Genomic DNA, 14,591 nt, shown 5'->3' with positions numbered 1-14,591 from the left:
TAAATAAGAACTCATTGCTGGAGACCATATGAAAGTTTGTGACATATTGCGCGTAAAGGGCAGCACACTATTTACAGTGGCGCCAGACACTGCCTTACAAACGGCCGTCTTGGTAATGAGTGAGCACGATATCGGTTCTTTGGTTGTCATGGAATACGACAAACTCGTGGGCATCCTGACGTTCCGTGAAGTGATTGCAGCATTAGCAAAACACCACGGTCAATTGGATGACCTGAAGGTGAAGGGCGTCATGAATGCCAAGCCGCTTACCTGCAATATGGAAACCGAGATTGATGAAGTGCGCCGGATGATGCTAGTGGAGCATGCCCGCTATCTGCCGGTTATTGATCAAAAGATGCTGATGGGCGTGATTTCTTTCTATGACGTGGCTAAATCGGTGGTTGAGGCTCAAGACTTTGAGAACACCATGCTCAAGGCTTATATCCGCGACTGGCCAGAAGAGGCCGAAAAGGCATCCCCTTAAGCTGCCTAGCCTGATAGCCCTGACAAATGACATAATGTCGATATGTCAGGAAATACTTTAGGCCTTCTCTTTACTGTCACCACTTTTGGTGAATCCCATGGTCCAGCGATCGGCGCCGTTGTTGATGGTTGCCCTCCAGGAATGTCCTTATCTGAAGCGGATTTGCAGATTGACTTGGATCGTCGTAAGCCGGGAACTTCGCGTCATGTGACTCAGCGTCAAGAGGCGGATAGGGTTGAAATTCTGTCTGGCGTTTATGAGGGTAAAACTACCGGCGCGCCAATTGGATTGTTGATTCGAAATACCGATCAACGTAGTCAAGATTACGGCAACATCCTGCAAACATTTAGACCTGGCCATGCGGACTATGCATACCACTACAAATATGGTTTACGAGACCCCCGTGGTGGTGGGCGCTCTTCAGCAAGATTGACTGCGCCTGTAGTGGCTGCAGCAGCAATTGCGAAGAAGTGGTTGAAAGAACAATACGGCACTGAGTTTTATGGCTACATGAGCCAACTCGGTGAGATTGAGATTCCATTTAAAGATGCGGCCCTGATTGAGAGCAATCCTTTCTTTGCTGCGAATACCGATATCGTTCCTGAGTTAGAGGCTTACATGGATTCACTGCGTAAGGCAGGGGACTCTTGTGGGGCGAAGATTGAAGTGCGGGCGCGTAATGTACCTATTGGATTGGGTGAACCCTTATTTGATAAGTTAGATGCTGATATTGCGCATGCCATGATGGGTATCAATGCTGTTAAGGGCGTGGAGATTGGTGCTGGCTTTAAGTCGGTAGCGCAACGCGGTAGCGAGCATGGCGATGAGCTTCATCCAGATGGATTTGCCAGCAATCATAGTGGCGGCACTTTAGGCGGCATCAGTAGCGGCCAAGATTTGCGTGTATCAATTGCAATCAAGCCAACCTCTAGCATTCTGAGTCCAAAACAATCGATTGATTTGGATGGCAATCCTATTACCGTGCAAACCAAAGGTCGTCATGATCCTTGTGTTGGCATTCGGGCAACGCCGATTGCTGAAGCGATGCTAGCTTTAGTGTTGATCGATCATGCTTTGCGTCATCGCGCTCAATGTGGTGATGTGAAACACACTGTTCCGCCAATACCAGCAGCACGTCCCGGTTCTGCAACTGATTAATAACAATATTCAGCCAAGAAAAAGAAAATGACACCTTCAGTGCGTTGGGCCTTCGGGTCCTTTTTCTTTTTATATTTCGCTTACGTTGGCCTAGTATCTCCTTACGCCAGTCTCTTTTTTCTCGATCGTGGCTTTAGCGTTATCGAGATCGCAGTCTTAATGTCCATGCTGCAAATTACGCGAATAGTCGGCCCATTCTCTTGGGGATGGTTGTCTGACTATCTATCCGATCGGATCAGAATCATTCGCTTTTGCGCCTGCCTGGCTGCAGTCACTTTCTTAAGTATTTTTTTCCTACAAAGTTACATTGCATTCTTCATTTGGATGTTTGTACTCCACACTATCCTCAGCAGCCTGATGCCCTTGGGTGAGTCGGCTACGGTACACGCTTTATTTAAAGACAATTCATTTGATAAGCGCTATGGCCGCCTACGCTTATGGGGCTCAATTGGTTTTATTGCCATGGTCTTATTTGCCGGCGAGCTATTTCAGCGTAAAGGTATTGAGCTTTACCCTATCGTGGGCGCGGTAATTTTGATCTTCTTGGCACTAGTTACCTTTCGCTTGCATGAGCCGAAGATGGAGCGTCGCAAGATGGTCAAGGGCGAACTCCTAATTGTTTTATTCAATCCTGATGTGCGCTGGTTCTTGCTCTCTGGATTTTTTATGATCTTTGCGCATGCCGCTTTGTATGTGTTCTATTCACTTTACTTAGCGGATCTAGGCTACGATAAATTCCAGATCGGTTTGTTCTGGGCTTTGGGCGTTGGTGCGGAAGTGATCTTCTTCTACTTCCAAAGCAAAGTGCTAAGTCGCTTAGATGCCGAAGTTGTTTTGCAAATTGCCTTTGGTATTGGTGTATTCCGCTTTATCTTGATTGCATTCTTCCCAGTGACTTGGGTATTGATTCTGGCTCAGCTAATGCATGCGGGTACTTTTGGTGCGCACCACAGTGCCGCAACTAAGTTATTGCAACGCTGGTTTACTGGCCCACTTCAGGCACGAGGCCAGGCATTGATGGCAACAGTATCTTACGGCTTAGGTGGAACGCTAGGGGGCTTGGTTGCTGGTTGGTTATGGGATGCTACTCAGCCACGCAATGTGTTTGTGATGTCGGCTTTAGCCTGTGGTCTAGCGGGTATGGCGATTGGAAAGCTGCGTCCTCGCCACTACCCAGCTAGATAGCAAAAAACTCAAAACAACCATCTCTACATTGATCCGTAGTTAGGGCCGCCACCGCCTTCAGGGGTAATCCAAATAATGTTTTGACTTGGGTCCTTGATATCGCAAGTCTTGCAGTGCACACAGTTTTGCGAATTAATTTGCAACTGCGCTTGACCATCTTTTTCTACATACTCATACACGCCAGCAGGGCAGTAACGTTGCTCTGGACCTGCGTAGGTTTTGAGATTCAAGCTGACTGGTACCGATGCATCTTTTAAGGTGAGGTGGATAGGTTGATTCTCAGCATGATTCGTATTGGAGATAAATACGGATGAGAGGCGATCAAATGTAATCTTGCCATCGGGCTTTGGATAGTCGATTGGTTGGTGCTGCACTGCTGGTTCAAGACACTCATGATCTGCATGCTTTAAATGAATCGTCCAAGGCATGTTGCCACCCAAAAGCTTTTGTTCAAGGCCAACCATGAGGGTGCCTAAATACAAACCTTTTGACATCCATGGCTTAAAGTTGCGCGCCTGACTTAACTCCGTATGAAGCCAGCTATTTTTAAATGCATTTGGATAGGCAGCCAACACATCAGCAGAGCGATTCTCAGCAAGTGCGGCAATAGCAGCTTCAGCGGCAAGCATGCCGGTCTTAATGGCTGCATGACTTCCTTTGATACGTGATGCGTTTAAGAAACCAGCATCACAACCAATCAATGCGCCACCAGGGAAAACAGTTTTAGGTAAGCTATTTAAGCCACCCGCCGTGAGTGCGCGCGCACCATAGGCCAAGCGTTTACCGCCTTCAAAAGTCTCACGAATCTTTGGGTGCAACTTATAGCGCTGGAACTCTTCAAATGGTGAGAGGTAGGGGTTCTTATAAGAGAGGCCTACTACTAAGCCAACAGCCACTTTGTTGTCACCTAAGTGATACAAGAATGAGCCACCATAGGTATCGCTCTCTAATGGCCAGCCAGCGGTGTGAACCACTAGACCGGGTTTACTCTTAGAGGGTTCAACTTCCCATAACTCTTTAATGCCAATGCCGTAGCTTTGTGGATCAACATCTTTATCCAGCTCAAACTTGCTAATGAGTTGCTTGCCTAAATGTCCGCGTGAACCTTCGGCGAACAGAGTGTATTTAGCACGCAATTCCATGCCGAGTTGAAATTGATCAGTAGGCTGACCTTCTTTGTCTAAACCCATTGCACCTGTAATGACGCCACAAACTGCGCCTTGGTCGTTGTACAGAATTTCTGCAGCAGGAAAGCCCGGGAAAATTTCTACACCGAGATTCTCGGCTTGTTGACCTAGCCAGCGAGTGACATTGGCTAAGCTAACAATATAGTTACCTTCATTCTTAAAGCAGTGGGGCAGCATCCAATTCGGAACTTGGAATGAGCTGTCTTTTGTCAGAAATAAAAACTGATCTTGACTAACTTCGGTATCGAGTGGTGCTCCTAGCTCTTTCCAGTTGGGGAAGAGTTCGGTAAGCGCCTTGGGGTCCATTACTGCGCCAGACAGAATATGTGCGCCGATTTCAGATCCCTTTTCGAGAACGCAAACGCTAATCTCTTTGCCGGACTCATTGACTAACTGTTTTGCTTTAATAGCTGCAGATAAGCCTGCTGGGCCACCACCTACGATGACTAGGTCGTAGTCCATCGATTCTCTAGGGCCAAACTGTTCGAGCAATTCCTGGGCAGTCATTTGATTTCTCCGGCGATGCTTATAAATAGGGTGCTTAAGGTATTTGGGGCGTTTTAAGCATTTCTGCTATTTATATAGCCCCAGACACACCCATAGTTTAGTTCTAAGCTGGAAAAACCAGGTTGGTGCCCAATGCTAACGGGCTTGAGAGGCTAAAGCGTTATGATTGCTTTTTTACCCTTTTTGGCAATATTAGGACGAATTTATGAATAAGACTTACCCATCAGCTGTAGATGCCCTGCGGGATATCTTGAAAGATGGCCAGAAGCTCGCCGTTGGCGGTTTTGGTTTGTGTGGCATTCCTGAAGCCTTGATTCAAGCGGTTAAGGATCTTGGTGCGCAAAATCTGACAGCGATTGCTAATAATGCCGGGGTAGATGGCTTTGGTTTGGGTTTGCTATTGAATTCAAGACAAGTAAAGAAGATGGTTGCATCTTATGTAGGTGAGAACAAAGAGTTTGAGCGTCAGTTTTTAGCTGGCGAGCTTGAGCTGGAATTTACTCCGCAAGGAACCTTGGCAGAAAAGTTGCGTGCAGGCGGTTGCGGTATTCCGGCTTTCTACACCAAAACAGGTGTGGGCACTTTAGTTGCTGAAGGTAAAGAAGAAAAAGAATTTGATGGTGAGAAATACATCATGGAGCGTTCAATCGTTTCCGATATTTCTCTAGTGAAAGCATGGAAAGCCGATAAATCTGGCAATCTGGTGTATCGCTATACCGCTCGCAACTTCAATCCAGTTGTCGCAATGGCAGGCAAGATCACTGTTGCTGAAGTGGAAGAGATTGTGGAGAACGGCGAATTGGATCCGGATCAGATTCATACGCCAGGCATCTACGTGCATCGCTTGGTGCTCAACACTGAGCCTGAGAAGCGTATTGAGCAGCGCACTTTATCAAAGGCTTAACTTCTAATAGTTAAGTCCATACACCGTACAGAATATTTAGGAAGATCGACATGCCTTGGAATAGAGAAGAAATGGCAGCACGTGCTGCTAAAGAGCTAAAAGATGGTTACTACGTGAACTTGGGTATTGGCATGCCAACCCTAGTCGCAAACTATGTACCAAAAGATATGGAAGTATGGCTTCAATCTGAAAATGGTTTATTGGGTATTGGCCCATTTCCAACTGAAGAAACAATTGATGCTGATTTGATCAATGCCGGTAAGCAAACGATTACTACTTTGCCGGGCTCATCCATCTTTTCTTCCGCAGATTCATTTGGAATGATTCGTGGTGGAAAAATCAATATTGCGATTTTGGGTGCTATGCAGGTAAGTGAGTATGGCGACTTAGCGAACTGGATGATTCCAGGCAAGATGGTTAAAGGTATGGGCGGCGCCATGGACTTGGTTGCTGGCGTAAAGCATGTAGTTGTCTTGATGGAGCACGTTGCCAAGAAGAAAGACGGCACAGAAGAAATGAAGATTTTGCCTAAGTGCACATTGCCATTAACTGGTGTGGGTGTAATTAGTCGCATCATTACCGACCTTTGCGTCCTCGATATCACGCCTAAGGGCTTGAAGTTGGTGGAGTTGGCACCAGGCGTAAGCAAGGAAGAAGTCATATCTAAAACAGGTGCCCCTGTCGATACAACAGGTTTCTAACCTTTTTCATCGGATAGTGAAATAATGGGGTCAATGACCCCATTTCTATTTCTAAAGAGCCTTTTATGAGTGCTGTTGATCATTCGCTTCATGCACATAAGCAGGGTGATGCTAAGCATTCCCATGCCAAGCAGGTCTCCAATCAAAACCTCCTCCTCATTGCTTTAGTTCTGACATTAGGTTTTTCCGGAGTAGAGGGCGCTGCAGCTTATTTTGCAAATTCATTAGCCTTGATCTCGGACGCAGGTCATATGGTGACGGATGCAGCTGCATTAGGCTTGGCTTTATTAGCTCAAATTATTTCTCGTCGTCCGCCATCGCCTAAACATTCGTTTGGTTTCGGAAGGGCTGAAGCCTTAGCGGCATTTGTTAACAGCATTGCGATGTTGGCCCTAGTCGTTTGGATTATGGTTGAGGCAGTTAGTCGTTTTTATGATCCACATAATGTAGATGGCTTAACTGTTACCGTAGTCGCAGCCATTGGCTTGTTAATGAACATTGTTGTTGCTTGGGTGTTGTCACGCGACAAAAAGAGCGTTAATACCCGTGCTGCACTGGTTCATGTGATGGGCGATCTATTGGGCTCTATCGCCGCCCTGATTGCTGGTGTCGTGATTCAGCTAACTGGTTGGATGCCGATTGATGCGATTCTTTCTATTCTGGTTTCGCTGCTGATTTTGAAGTCTACCGTTTCCATCTTGCGTGAGTCCTATCACTTCTTGATGGAAGGGGTGCCGCTACATATTGACTATCTACAAGTGGGTAGTGATCTTAAAAAGGTTCCAGGTGTCTTGGCCGTTCATGATTTACATGTGTGGGAAATGACGCCTAGCTTTCCAGCTTTGATTGGTCATATTGAAATCGAGCAGATGAATGAGTGGCCAGACATCATGACGCGCATCAATACGATGCTCTTAGACAAGCATGGTATTGATCATGTCACTCTGCAGCCTGAAATTGCCGGCATGGCAGATGAGCATACCCATGATGAGCATTTGAACGATGAGATTAAAAAGCCGAATGTGACTCATCACGGCGATACCTTCTTTGTAACTTGCACTAGTCCTGATGGTCCGCATCGTATGGCCTATCACGCTTGGGGAAATCCGAGTAATCCAAAGGTATTGGTTTGTGTTCATGGCTTAACTCGCAGGGGTAGTGATTTCAAAACCCTTGCAGAGGCGATGAGTAATGATTACTACGTAGTCTGTCCTGATGTGGTCGGTCGTGGCGAATCTGATCGCCTTAAGAATCCTATGTTGTATGCCGTGCCGCAATACGTAGCAGACATGGCGTGCTTGATTAAACAACTTGGTGTTACACAAGTAGATTGGTTTGGAACTTCTATGGGTGGCCTGATCGGTATGGTCTACGCCTCAATGCCCAAGAATCCAATCCGTCGCATGTTAATTAATGATGTCGGTCCACGTATTGAGCCAGAGGCAATTAAGCGCTTAGGTTCTTACGTTGGTCAACCATTTACTTTTACTAATCGTTCGGATGCCTTGCAACGCCTAAATGAGATCTGCGCATCATTTGGTAGTCATACGCCAGAAGAGTGGGAAATTTATAACGGGCCAATGCTAGTTCAAAAGGATGGCCTCTGGGTTATGCACTATGACCCGGATATTTCTGTGCCGTTTGCTTCGGTAAATCCGATTATGGCAAAGGCAGGGGAGATGGCGATGTGGCACGCCTTTAAACAAATCCATATCCCGATGTTGATTGTGCGTGGTGGCGAATCGGATTTGCTCTCAGCTAAAACAGTGGCGGAGATGTGCAAGGTCAACCCATACATTCGCAGTATTGAAATTCCAGGGGTAGGGCATGCGCCTGCTTTTGTGAAGTCAGAACAAGTTGCTCTAGCAAAAGAATTCTTTAGTTAAGGACTTTAGTCGCCCATGTCCAATGTTGGCAATGCATCTGAGAGCGTCAAAATTGTTGATGGCTGGTATGGTGAGCCCTCAGAAAATCATGCCGCGGGTGTTCTCAGCATTCTTAAGCAGCTTCATCTTGATGAGGCTACGCTAACCGCCGCAACTAATATTGCGCGCACCCATGGCAAAGAAGCGCTGACTAAGCTCATAGGTGATGAGTCAGCCAAGCTCCTAATTGGATACCGTGGCCTCAGGCAGGCTCAGGCCAAGCTAGTTCGCAATGATGGCGGTCTAAGTATTTCTGGGCAAGAAGAAATGCTCAGGAAGATGTTGCTCGCCTTTGGCGATGACTTACGCGTCGTTCTCATCTATCTTGCTTCTCGCCTGCAAACGCTGCGTTGGGTTGCTCAAGAAAAGTTGGAGATGCCAAAAGCTTGGGCGCAAGAGATTCTGAACATTGACGCCTCATTAGCTAATCGCCTTGGTATTTGGCAAATGAAATGGGAGATGGAAGACTTGGCGTTTCGAGTTCTTTCCCCTGAGGTCTATCGCGACATCGCCAAGATGCTGGATGGCAAGCGTATTGAGCGTGAATCTTTTATCGAGCAGATTGTCAGAAAGCTCAAAGAAGAATTAAATGCCGCGCATATTCAAGGTGAAGTGCAGGGTCGCCCAAAGCACATCTACAGTATTTGGAAAAAGATGCAAGGCAAGTCACTCGACTTTGCTAATCTCTATGACGTCAGAGCATTTAGAGTTCTCGTTGAGGACGTTAAATCTTGCTACGCTATTTTAGGAATAGTGCATAACGTTTGGCAGCCAGTCCCACGTGAGTTTGACGATTACATCGCTAGGCCTAAACCCAATGGCTATCAATCCTTGCATACCGTAGTGATGGACGAGAATGGCACCGCATTTGAAATTCAGGTGCGTACCAATGAAATGCATCAACAAGCTGAGTATGGCCTGGCTGCACACTGGCGCTATAAAGAGGGTGCTTATGTTGGGGCTGCAACACCGCCAAAAAATAAACCCACATCCAGCAGCTCAAGCATGCCAAACCCAAATCATCAAACTGGTACACATAGTGCAGCAGTAGCCTATGAGCGTCAGATTGCTTGGGCAAGACAGCTCATCTCCTGGAAAGAAGATGCTTGGGAGCAATTGAAGCACCACGAGATTGATGACCATATTTATGTTCTCACTCCGCTGGGTAAAGTGATTTCATTAGAGAAGGGCTCATCCCCCATCGACTTTGCATATGCTGTTCATACCGATCTGGGTCATCGCTGTCGTGGCGCTCGAGTCGACGGTGCGATGGTTCCCCTGGATACGCCTTTGCAGAATGGCCAAACAATTGAAATCATTGCCGTCAAGCATGGCGGACCATCTCGCGATTGGATAAGCCCTAACCGCAACTATTTGCGCTCACAGCGTGCCCGCACTCGTGTGCGAGCTTGGTTTAACGCTTTAGATGATGAAGAGGCAGGCGCTAAGTCTGCCGATGTCAAAGCTGAGCAAAAGCCAGAGGCTAAAGCGATTGCCCCAGCTCCGGAAATTATTCTGAAGCAAAGCACTCGCAAGCACGGTCAAGCAGGCGATGTTTTGGTGGTTGGAGTGGATTCATTGTTGACCCAGTTGGCACGATGCTGCAGACCGGTGCCACCGGATGCGATTGCAGGTTTTGTAACTCAAGGCCGAGGTGTTTCTATACATCGTCGATCTTGCAAAACGTTTAGAGGTTTGTTGGAGCGAGCTCCAGAGCGTGTCATTCAAACTGCTTGGAATGCAGCTTCTACAGAAGCCTTACCTACGGGTGATGCAAAACGGGTATTTCCGGCCGATTTAGCGGTAACTGGGCTGGATCGCCCTGAGCTCATGCGCGAATTGTTTGAAATCCTGACAAGACAGGGCGTCCACGTCATTGACTTGCGTAAATCTGCCAAGCGTGGCCTTGCTCAAATCCTATTGACTGTGGAAATTAAAGACTCAGAAGCCTTGCGTTTGGTTCAAAACAGTCTCGAAGAGGTCAAAGGGGTGACCCAGGTGCGCCGCCGGTGATAAACTCTATGGCTATATAGGCTCGTAGCTCAGCTGGTTAGAGCACCACCTTGACATGGTGGGGGTCGTTGGTTCGAGTCCAATCGAGCCTACCAACGAATAAAGACCCAAAAGTGCGCGGTTGCCGAAAAGCTCCCGCGCTTTCTTTTTGGTGGATGTTATGCAGTACATCAGTCAATCGACTGAATCTTAATAAGATGGGGTGGTCATGCTTGTAGTTACTCTGCCAGATGGATCTAAACGTGAGTTTGATGCTCCCGTTCGCGTTCTCGATGTTGCTCAAAGCATTGGTAGCGGTCTTGCCAAAGCCGCTCTCGGTGGCATTGTCGATGGCAAGATGGTTGATGCCAGTTTTGTGATCGTTAAAGATAGTCAACTGGCAATCATTACCGATAAAAGCCCAGAGGCTCTCGAGATTGTTCGTCACTCCACTGCGCACTTGTTAGCCTATGCCGTTAAAGAACTCTTCCCAGAAGCGCAAGTCACCATCGGCCCAGTCATCGAAAACGGTTTCTATTACGACTTCTCATTTCATCGCGCATTCACACCGGAAGACTTGGTAGCGATTGAAAAGAAAATGGCTGAGCTGGCTAAAAAAGATGAGCCAGTAATTCGTACAGTGATGCCTCGTGATGAAGCGGTGAAGTTTTTTAAAGATCAAGGCGAAAACTACAAAGCAGAAATTATTTCTAGCATTCCGCAAGGCGAGGATGTGTCTTTGTATGCTGAAGGTAAGTTCACCGACTTATGTCGTGGGCCCCATGTGCCATCCACTGGCAAGCTCAAGGTATTTAAGCTTCTGAGCGTTGCTGGCGCTTACTGGCGTGGCGATAGCAAGAACGAGATGCTGCAACGGATCTACGGTACAGCTTGGTTGAAAAAAGAAGATCAAGATGCACATTTACATATGCTTGAAGAGGCTGAGAAGCGCGACCATCGTCGTCTCGGTAAGTTCTTAGACTTATTCCACTTCCAACCTGAAGCGCCCGGTTTAATTTTCTGGCATCCAAAAGGCTGGTCAATTTGGCAAGAAGTTGAACAATACATGCGTCGCGTTTATCAGCGCGAAGGTTATCAAGAAGTGAAGGCTCCACAAATTCTCGATCGTGGATTGTGGGAAAAGTCTGGTCACTGGGATAACTACAAAGAAAACATGTTTACGACCGAGTCAGAGAATCGCGCTTATGCATTAAAGCCGATGAACTGCCCAGGACACGTTCAGATTTTTAACTCAGGCTTACATAGTTATCGTGAGTTGCCATTGCGTTACGGCGAGTTCGGTCAATGTCATCGTAATGAACCATCAGGCGCATTGCATGGTCTGATGCGTGTACGTGGCTTCACACAGGATGATGGCCATATTTTCTGTACCGAAGATCAGATTCAGTCAGAAGTAGCTGCATTTGATAAAGCGGTTCGCGACGTCTATAAAGATTTTGGATTTACCGAGGTAGCTGTCAAATTAGCCTTGCGCCCAGCAAAGCGTGTTGGTGACGATGCGATTTGGGACAAAGCCGAGGCTGCCTTACGTGGCGCCTTGACTGCTTCTGGCCAAGAGTGGGAAGAATTGCCAGGCGAGGGCGCTTTTTACGGTCCTAAGATCGAATATCACCTCAAGGACTCGATTGGACGTACTTGGCAGTGCGGCACGATTCAGGTGGATTTCTCGATGCCAGCCCGTTTAGGTGCGGAATACGTCACCGAAGAGAACACTCGCAAGGCTCCAGTGATGCTTCACAGGGCAATTGTGGGTTCTTTAGAGCGTTTTATCGGTATTTTGATTGAAAACCACGCCGGAAACATGCCGGTTTGGCTTGCTCCGACCCAGGCTGTAGTCCTCAATATCTCGGATAATTCCGCTGCATACGCACAAAAAGTCCAGCAATCTCTGAAAAAACAAGGGTTTAGAGTCGAATCGGATTTGCGGAATGAGAAAATTACGTATAAAATACGCGAGCACGCATTACAGAAGCTCCCATTTTTGTTAGTTGTAGGGGATAAAGAAGCAGAAAGTAATTCGGTGGCCGTTCGTGCCCGTGGCGGAGTTGATTTAGGCGTAATGCCTCTTGATGCCTTCGTTGCCCGACTCCAGCAGGATATTTCCCAGAAAGTCGGACCCGAGCCTAGCTAGGGGTGGAATGGTTTTTATTGTTTTTTTAAAGGAATTAAGAAGATCGCTACTGATAAATCGCAGCGCATAAACCGGGAGATTACTGCTCCTGAAGTGCGTCTGATTGGACTGGATGGAGAACCCATCGGTGTAGTTAAGTTGAGTGAAGCCCTGGCTTTAGCAGAAGAGAAAGAGACCGATTTGGTTGAAATTGCTCCGACGGCTGTGCCACCTGTAGTCCGCATCATGGACTTCGGCAAATTCAAGTACCAAGAAGCCAAACGTTTGCATGAAGCTAAGCTCAAGCAAAAAGTGATTCAGGTGAAGGAAGTTAAATTCCGTCCCGGCACAGATGATGGTGACTATGGTGTGAAGCTACGCAATCTAATCCGCTTTTTAGAAGATGGCGATAAGACTAAGATTACGCTGCGGTTTCGGGGTCGTGAAATGGCCCACCAAGAAATCGGAGTCAGAATGTTGGAGCGTTTGAAGTCAGACCTGATTGAGTATGGTCAAGTTGAACAGTTTCCAAAGATGGAAGGTCGCCAGATGGTGATGGTATTGGCCCCCATTCGTAAGGCTAAGTAATAAACCAAATCGCAAGATTGGGTTTGTTGTTTAAGTAGGGAGGAGTCGCAAGACTCTGGTAGTTAGAAGTGCTTCTAGGTACAGGAAGCGTAACCGTCGGTTACCACCTAAGTAGCACATGTAGAAGAAGGGGTGCTTTATGCCCAAGATGAAGAGCAAGAGTAGCGCTAAAAAGCGCTTCACGGTTCGCGCAGGCGGAACGATCAAACGAGGTCAGGCTTTCAAACGCCACATCCTCACCAAGAAGACCACAAAGAACAAGCGTCATTTGCGTGGTTCCACAGAAGTTGCGAAGGCAGACGTTAAGTCAATTCGCTCCATGCTTCCATACGCTTAACCTCAGACTAGATTAGGAGAAATAAATGCCAAGAGTCAAACGTGGGGTTACAGCAAGAGCCCGTCATAAGAAAATCACCGATGCCGCAACAGGCTATCGTGGACGTCGTAAAAATGTATTCCGTATTGCTAAGCAAGCAGTTATGCGTGCTGGTCAATATGCATACCGCGACCGTCGCAACAAGAAACGTGTATTCCGTGCATTGTGGATTGCTCGTATCAACGCGGCAGTTCGTCAGCATGACATGACCTATAGCGTATTCATGAATGGTATGAAGAAAGCTGCGATCGAACTCGACCGCAAAGTGCTTTCCGATATGGCCATTGCTGACAAAGCGGCTTTCGCTGCTTTGGTTACTCGGATCAAATCCGTAGTAAGCGCTGCAGCTTAATTCTTAGTTTATTTAATAACTAAGCTGCAATGGTTTCTCTCGACCACATTGTCGAGGATGCTAAACGTGATTTCCTCGGAGCTGCCGATGCGGCAGCTCTAGAGGACGCGAAAGCCAAGTATCTCGGTAAGTCAGGTGTTCTCACTGAGCGTTTAAAAGCGCTTGGTGGAATGTCGCCTGATGAGCGCAAGAGTGCTGGCGCCCAAATTAATCAAATCAAAACCCAAGTAGAAGCTGCATTACAAGAGCGTCGCCAAGCATTGGCTGATGCGGTATTGCTGCAACGTCTTGCGGCGGAATCAATTGACGTCTCTTTGCCTGGCCGTGGTCAAGCGGTAGGTAGCTTGCATCCTGTGATGCGCACTTGGGAGCGCGTTGAAGAGATCTTTCGCTCCATTGGTTTTGATGTAGCAGATGGTCCTGAAATTGAAACCGATTGGTTTAATTTCACCGCCTTAAATAGTCCTGAGAATCATCCTGCGCGCTCCATGCAGGACACCTTCTATATTGATGGCAAAGATTCCAATGGGAAGCCTTTGTTGCTACGCACTCATACCAGTCCGATTCAGGTTCGTTATGCGAGTGAGCATGTTAAGAAATATGCCAATGCTGATGTAATGCCACCAATTAAGGTGATTGCACCAGGCAGAACATATCGTGTTGATAGCGATGCCACCCATTCACCGATGTTTCATCAGGTTGAGGGTTTATGGATTGCAGAGAGCGTTTCCTTTGCTGATCTCAAAGGTGTTTATACCGATTTCTTAAGAACCTTTTTTGAAACGAATGAATTACAAGTTCGTTTCCGCCCATCATATTTCCCATTCACTGAGCCTTCAGCTGAAATCGATATGGCCTTCGGTAGCGGCAAGTTAGCCGGCCGCTGGTTAGAGATTTCTGGAGCAGGGCAGGTCCATCCAAATGTATTGCGCAATATGGGTATTGATCCAGAGCGCTATACCGGCTTTGCTTTTGGTTCCGGCTTAGAGCGCTTGACGATGTTGCGTTATGGCGTTGATGATTTACGTCTTTTCTTTGAGAACGATCTCCGTTTCTTAGCGCAATTTCCGGCTTAATTCGCCAACCTTCTAATAGTAGATA

The 14,591-nt window shown here is 47.2% G+C and carries 13 protein-coding genes and 1 tRNA gene; 13 read left to right on the top strand and 1 reads right to left on the bottom strand.

Annotated elements, in window-relative coordinates:
- The first annotated feature begins 28 nt into the window (after window positions 1–28).
- The 3 genes from ICN25_RS09060 to ICN25_RS09050 are packed head-to-tail and all read left to right on the top strand — an operon-like array spanning window position 29 to window position 2,827.
- Window positions 29–484 (top strand): CBS domain-containing protein, encoded by a 456-nt coding sequence (locus ICN25_RS09060; RefSeq protein WP_216181685.1) that lies wholly within the window; start codon window positions 29–31, stop codon window positions 482–484.
- Window positions 485–526: 42 nt separating this feature from the next.
- A complete protein-coding gene (gene aroC, locus ICN25_RS09055) occupies window positions 527–1,642 on the top strand; it encodes a chorismate synthase (RefSeq protein ID WP_216181682.1) in 1,116 nt (371 codons plus the stop codon).
- Between the two features lie 27 nt (window positions 1,643–1,669).
- A complete protein-coding gene (locus ICN25_RS09050; RefSeq protein ID WP_216181679.1) occupies window positions 1,670–2,827 on the top strand; it encodes an MFS transporter in 1,158 nt (385 codons plus the stop codon).
- Window positions 2,828–2,850: 23 nt separating this feature from the next.
- On the opposite strand, the gene ICN25_RS09045 is transcribed toward ICN25_RS09050, so the two are convergent.
- Complete coding sequence (locus ICN25_RS09045; RefSeq protein ID WP_216181676.1) at window positions 2,851–4,521, bottom strand: electron transfer flavoprotein-ubiquinone oxidoreductase; 1,671 nt, start codon at window positions 4,519–4,521, stop codon at window positions 2,851–2,853.
- Window positions 4,522–4,726: 205 nt separating this feature from the next.
- Here ICN25_RS09045 and ICN25_RS09040 point away from each other — a divergent pair, with 205 nt between their 5' ends.
- From ICN25_RS09040 to pheS, 10 genes are all read left to right on the top strand, one after another.
- On the top strand, window positions 4,727–5,425 hold the full coding sequence (locus tag ICN25_RS09040) for a CoA transferase subunit A (RefSeq protein ID WP_216181673.1): 699 nt from the start codon (window positions 4,727–4,729) through the stop codon (window positions 5,423–5,425).
- A gap of 50 nt (window positions 5,426–5,475) precedes the next feature.
- Window positions 5,476–6,126, top strand: coding sequence for a CoA transferase subunit B (locus tag ICN25_RS09035; RefSeq protein ID WP_216181670.1), 651 nt, complete (start codon window positions 5,476–5,478; stop codon window positions 6,124–6,126).
- 65 nt (window positions 6,127–6,191) lie between these two features.
- Window positions 6,192–8,012 carry an alpha/beta fold hydrolase gene (locus ICN25_RS10045; RefSeq protein WP_216181667.1) on the top strand — a complete coding sequence of 607 codons (1,821 nt, stop codon included), beginning with the start codon at window positions 6,192–6,194 and terminating at the stop codon, window positions 8,010–8,012.
- Between the two features lie 15 nt (window positions 8,013–8,027).
- Window positions 8,028–10,064 (top strand): bifunctional (p)ppGpp synthetase/guanosine-3',5'-bis(diphosphate) 3'-pyrophosphohydrolase, encoded by a 2,037-nt coding sequence (locus ICN25_RS09025; protein ID WP_216181665.1) that lies wholly within the window; start codon window positions 8,028–8,030, stop codon window positions 10,062–10,064.
- An 18-nt stretch (window positions 10,065–10,082) separates the two neighbouring features.
- Window positions 10,083–10,159: transfer RNA gene (locus ICN25_RS09020), tRNA-Val, on the top strand.
- A gap of 113 nt (window positions 10,160–10,272) precedes the next feature.
- Window positions 10,273–12,195, top strand: coding sequence for a threonine--tRNA ligase (thrS, locus tag ICN25_RS09015; protein WP_216181662.1), 1,923 nt, complete (start codon window positions 10,273–10,275; stop codon window positions 12,193–12,195).
- Window positions 12,196–12,237: 42 nt separating this feature from the next.
- Window positions 12,238–12,762: a translation initiation factor IF-3 gene (infC, locus tag ICN25_RS09010; RefSeq protein WP_215387895.1), complete on the top strand. Its 525-nt coding sequence runs from the start codon at window positions 12,238–12,240 to the stop codon at window positions 12,760–12,762.
- 139 nt (window positions 12,763–12,901) lie between these two features.
- On the top strand, window positions 12,902–13,099 hold the full coding sequence (gene rpmI, locus ICN25_RS09005; protein WP_011902674.1) for a 50S ribosomal protein L35: 198 nt from the start codon (window positions 12,902–12,904) through the stop codon (window positions 13,097–13,099).
- Window positions 13,100–13,124: 25 nt separating this feature from the next.
- On the top strand, window positions 13,125–13,490 hold the full coding sequence (gene rplT, locus ICN25_RS09000) for a 50S ribosomal protein L20 (RefSeq protein ID WP_015421011.1): 366 nt from the start codon (window positions 13,125–13,127) through the stop codon (window positions 13,488–13,490).
- A gap of 29 nt (window positions 13,491–13,519) precedes the next feature.
- Window positions 13,520–14,566, top strand: a complete 1,047-nt coding sequence (pheS, locus tag ICN25_RS08995) for a phenylalanine--tRNA ligase subunit alpha (protein ID WP_215334888.1) — start codon at window positions 13,520–13,522, stop codon at window positions 14,564–14,566.
- The last annotated feature ends 25 nt before the right edge of the window (window positions 14,567–14,591 follow it).

It is taken from the genome of Polynucleobacter sp. 80A-SIGWE (assembly GCF_018882295.1).
Lineage (GTDB): Bacteria > Pseudomonadota > Gammaproteobacteria > Burkholderiales > Burkholderiaceae > Polynucleobacter.
Note: the sequence above shows the minus strand (reverse complement) of the source record. Positions and strands in the feature narration are given on the sequence as shown.

Bases quoted from the DNA above. Each gene is read 5' to 3' on its own strand.
- ICN25_RS09060 (WP_216181685.1), top strand. From the start codon at position 29: ATGAAAGTTTGTGACATATTGCGCGTAAAGGGCAGCACACTATTTACA.
- aroC (WP_216181682.1), top strand. From the start codon at position 527: ATGTCAGGAAATACTTTAGGCCTTCTCTTTACTGTCACCACTTTTGGT.
- ICN25_RS09050 (WP_216181679.1), top strand. From the start codon at position 1,670: ATGACACCTTCAGTGCGTTGGGCCTTCGGGTCCTTTTTCTTTTTATAT.
- ICN25_RS09045 (WP_216181676.1), bottom strand. From the start codon at position 4,521: ATGACTGCCCAGGAATTGCTCGAACAGTTTGGCCCTAGAGAATCGATG.
- ICN25_RS09040 (WP_216181673.1), top strand. From the start codon at position 4,727: ATGAATAAGACTTACCCATCAGCTGTAGATGCCCTGCGGGATATCTTG.
- ICN25_RS09035 (WP_216181670.1), top strand. From the start codon at position 5,476: ATGCCTTGGAATAGAGAAGAAATGGCAGCACGTGCTGCTAAAGAGCTA.
- ICN25_RS10045 (WP_216181667.1), top strand. From the start codon at position 6,192: ATGAGTGCTGTTGATCATTCGCTTCATGCACATAAGCAGGGTGATGCT.
- ICN25_RS09025 (WP_216181665.1), top strand. From the start codon at position 8,028: ATGTCCAATGTTGGCAATGCATCTGAGAGCGTCAAAATTGTTGATGGC.
- thrS (WP_216181662.1), top strand. From the start codon at position 10,273: ATGCTTGTAGTTACTCTGCCAGATGGATCTAAACGTGAGTTTGATGCT.
- rpmI (WP_011902674.1), top strand. From the start codon at position 12,902: ATGCCCAAGATGAAGAGCAAGAGTAGCGCTAAAAAGCGCTTCACGGTT.
- rplT (WP_015421011.1), top strand. From the start codon at position 13,125: ATGCCAAGAGTCAAACGTGGGGTTACAGCAAGAGCCCGTCATAAGAAA.
- pheS (WP_215334888.1), top strand. From the start codon at position 13,520: ATGGTTTCTCTCGACCACATTGTCGAGGATGCTAAACGTGATTTCCTC.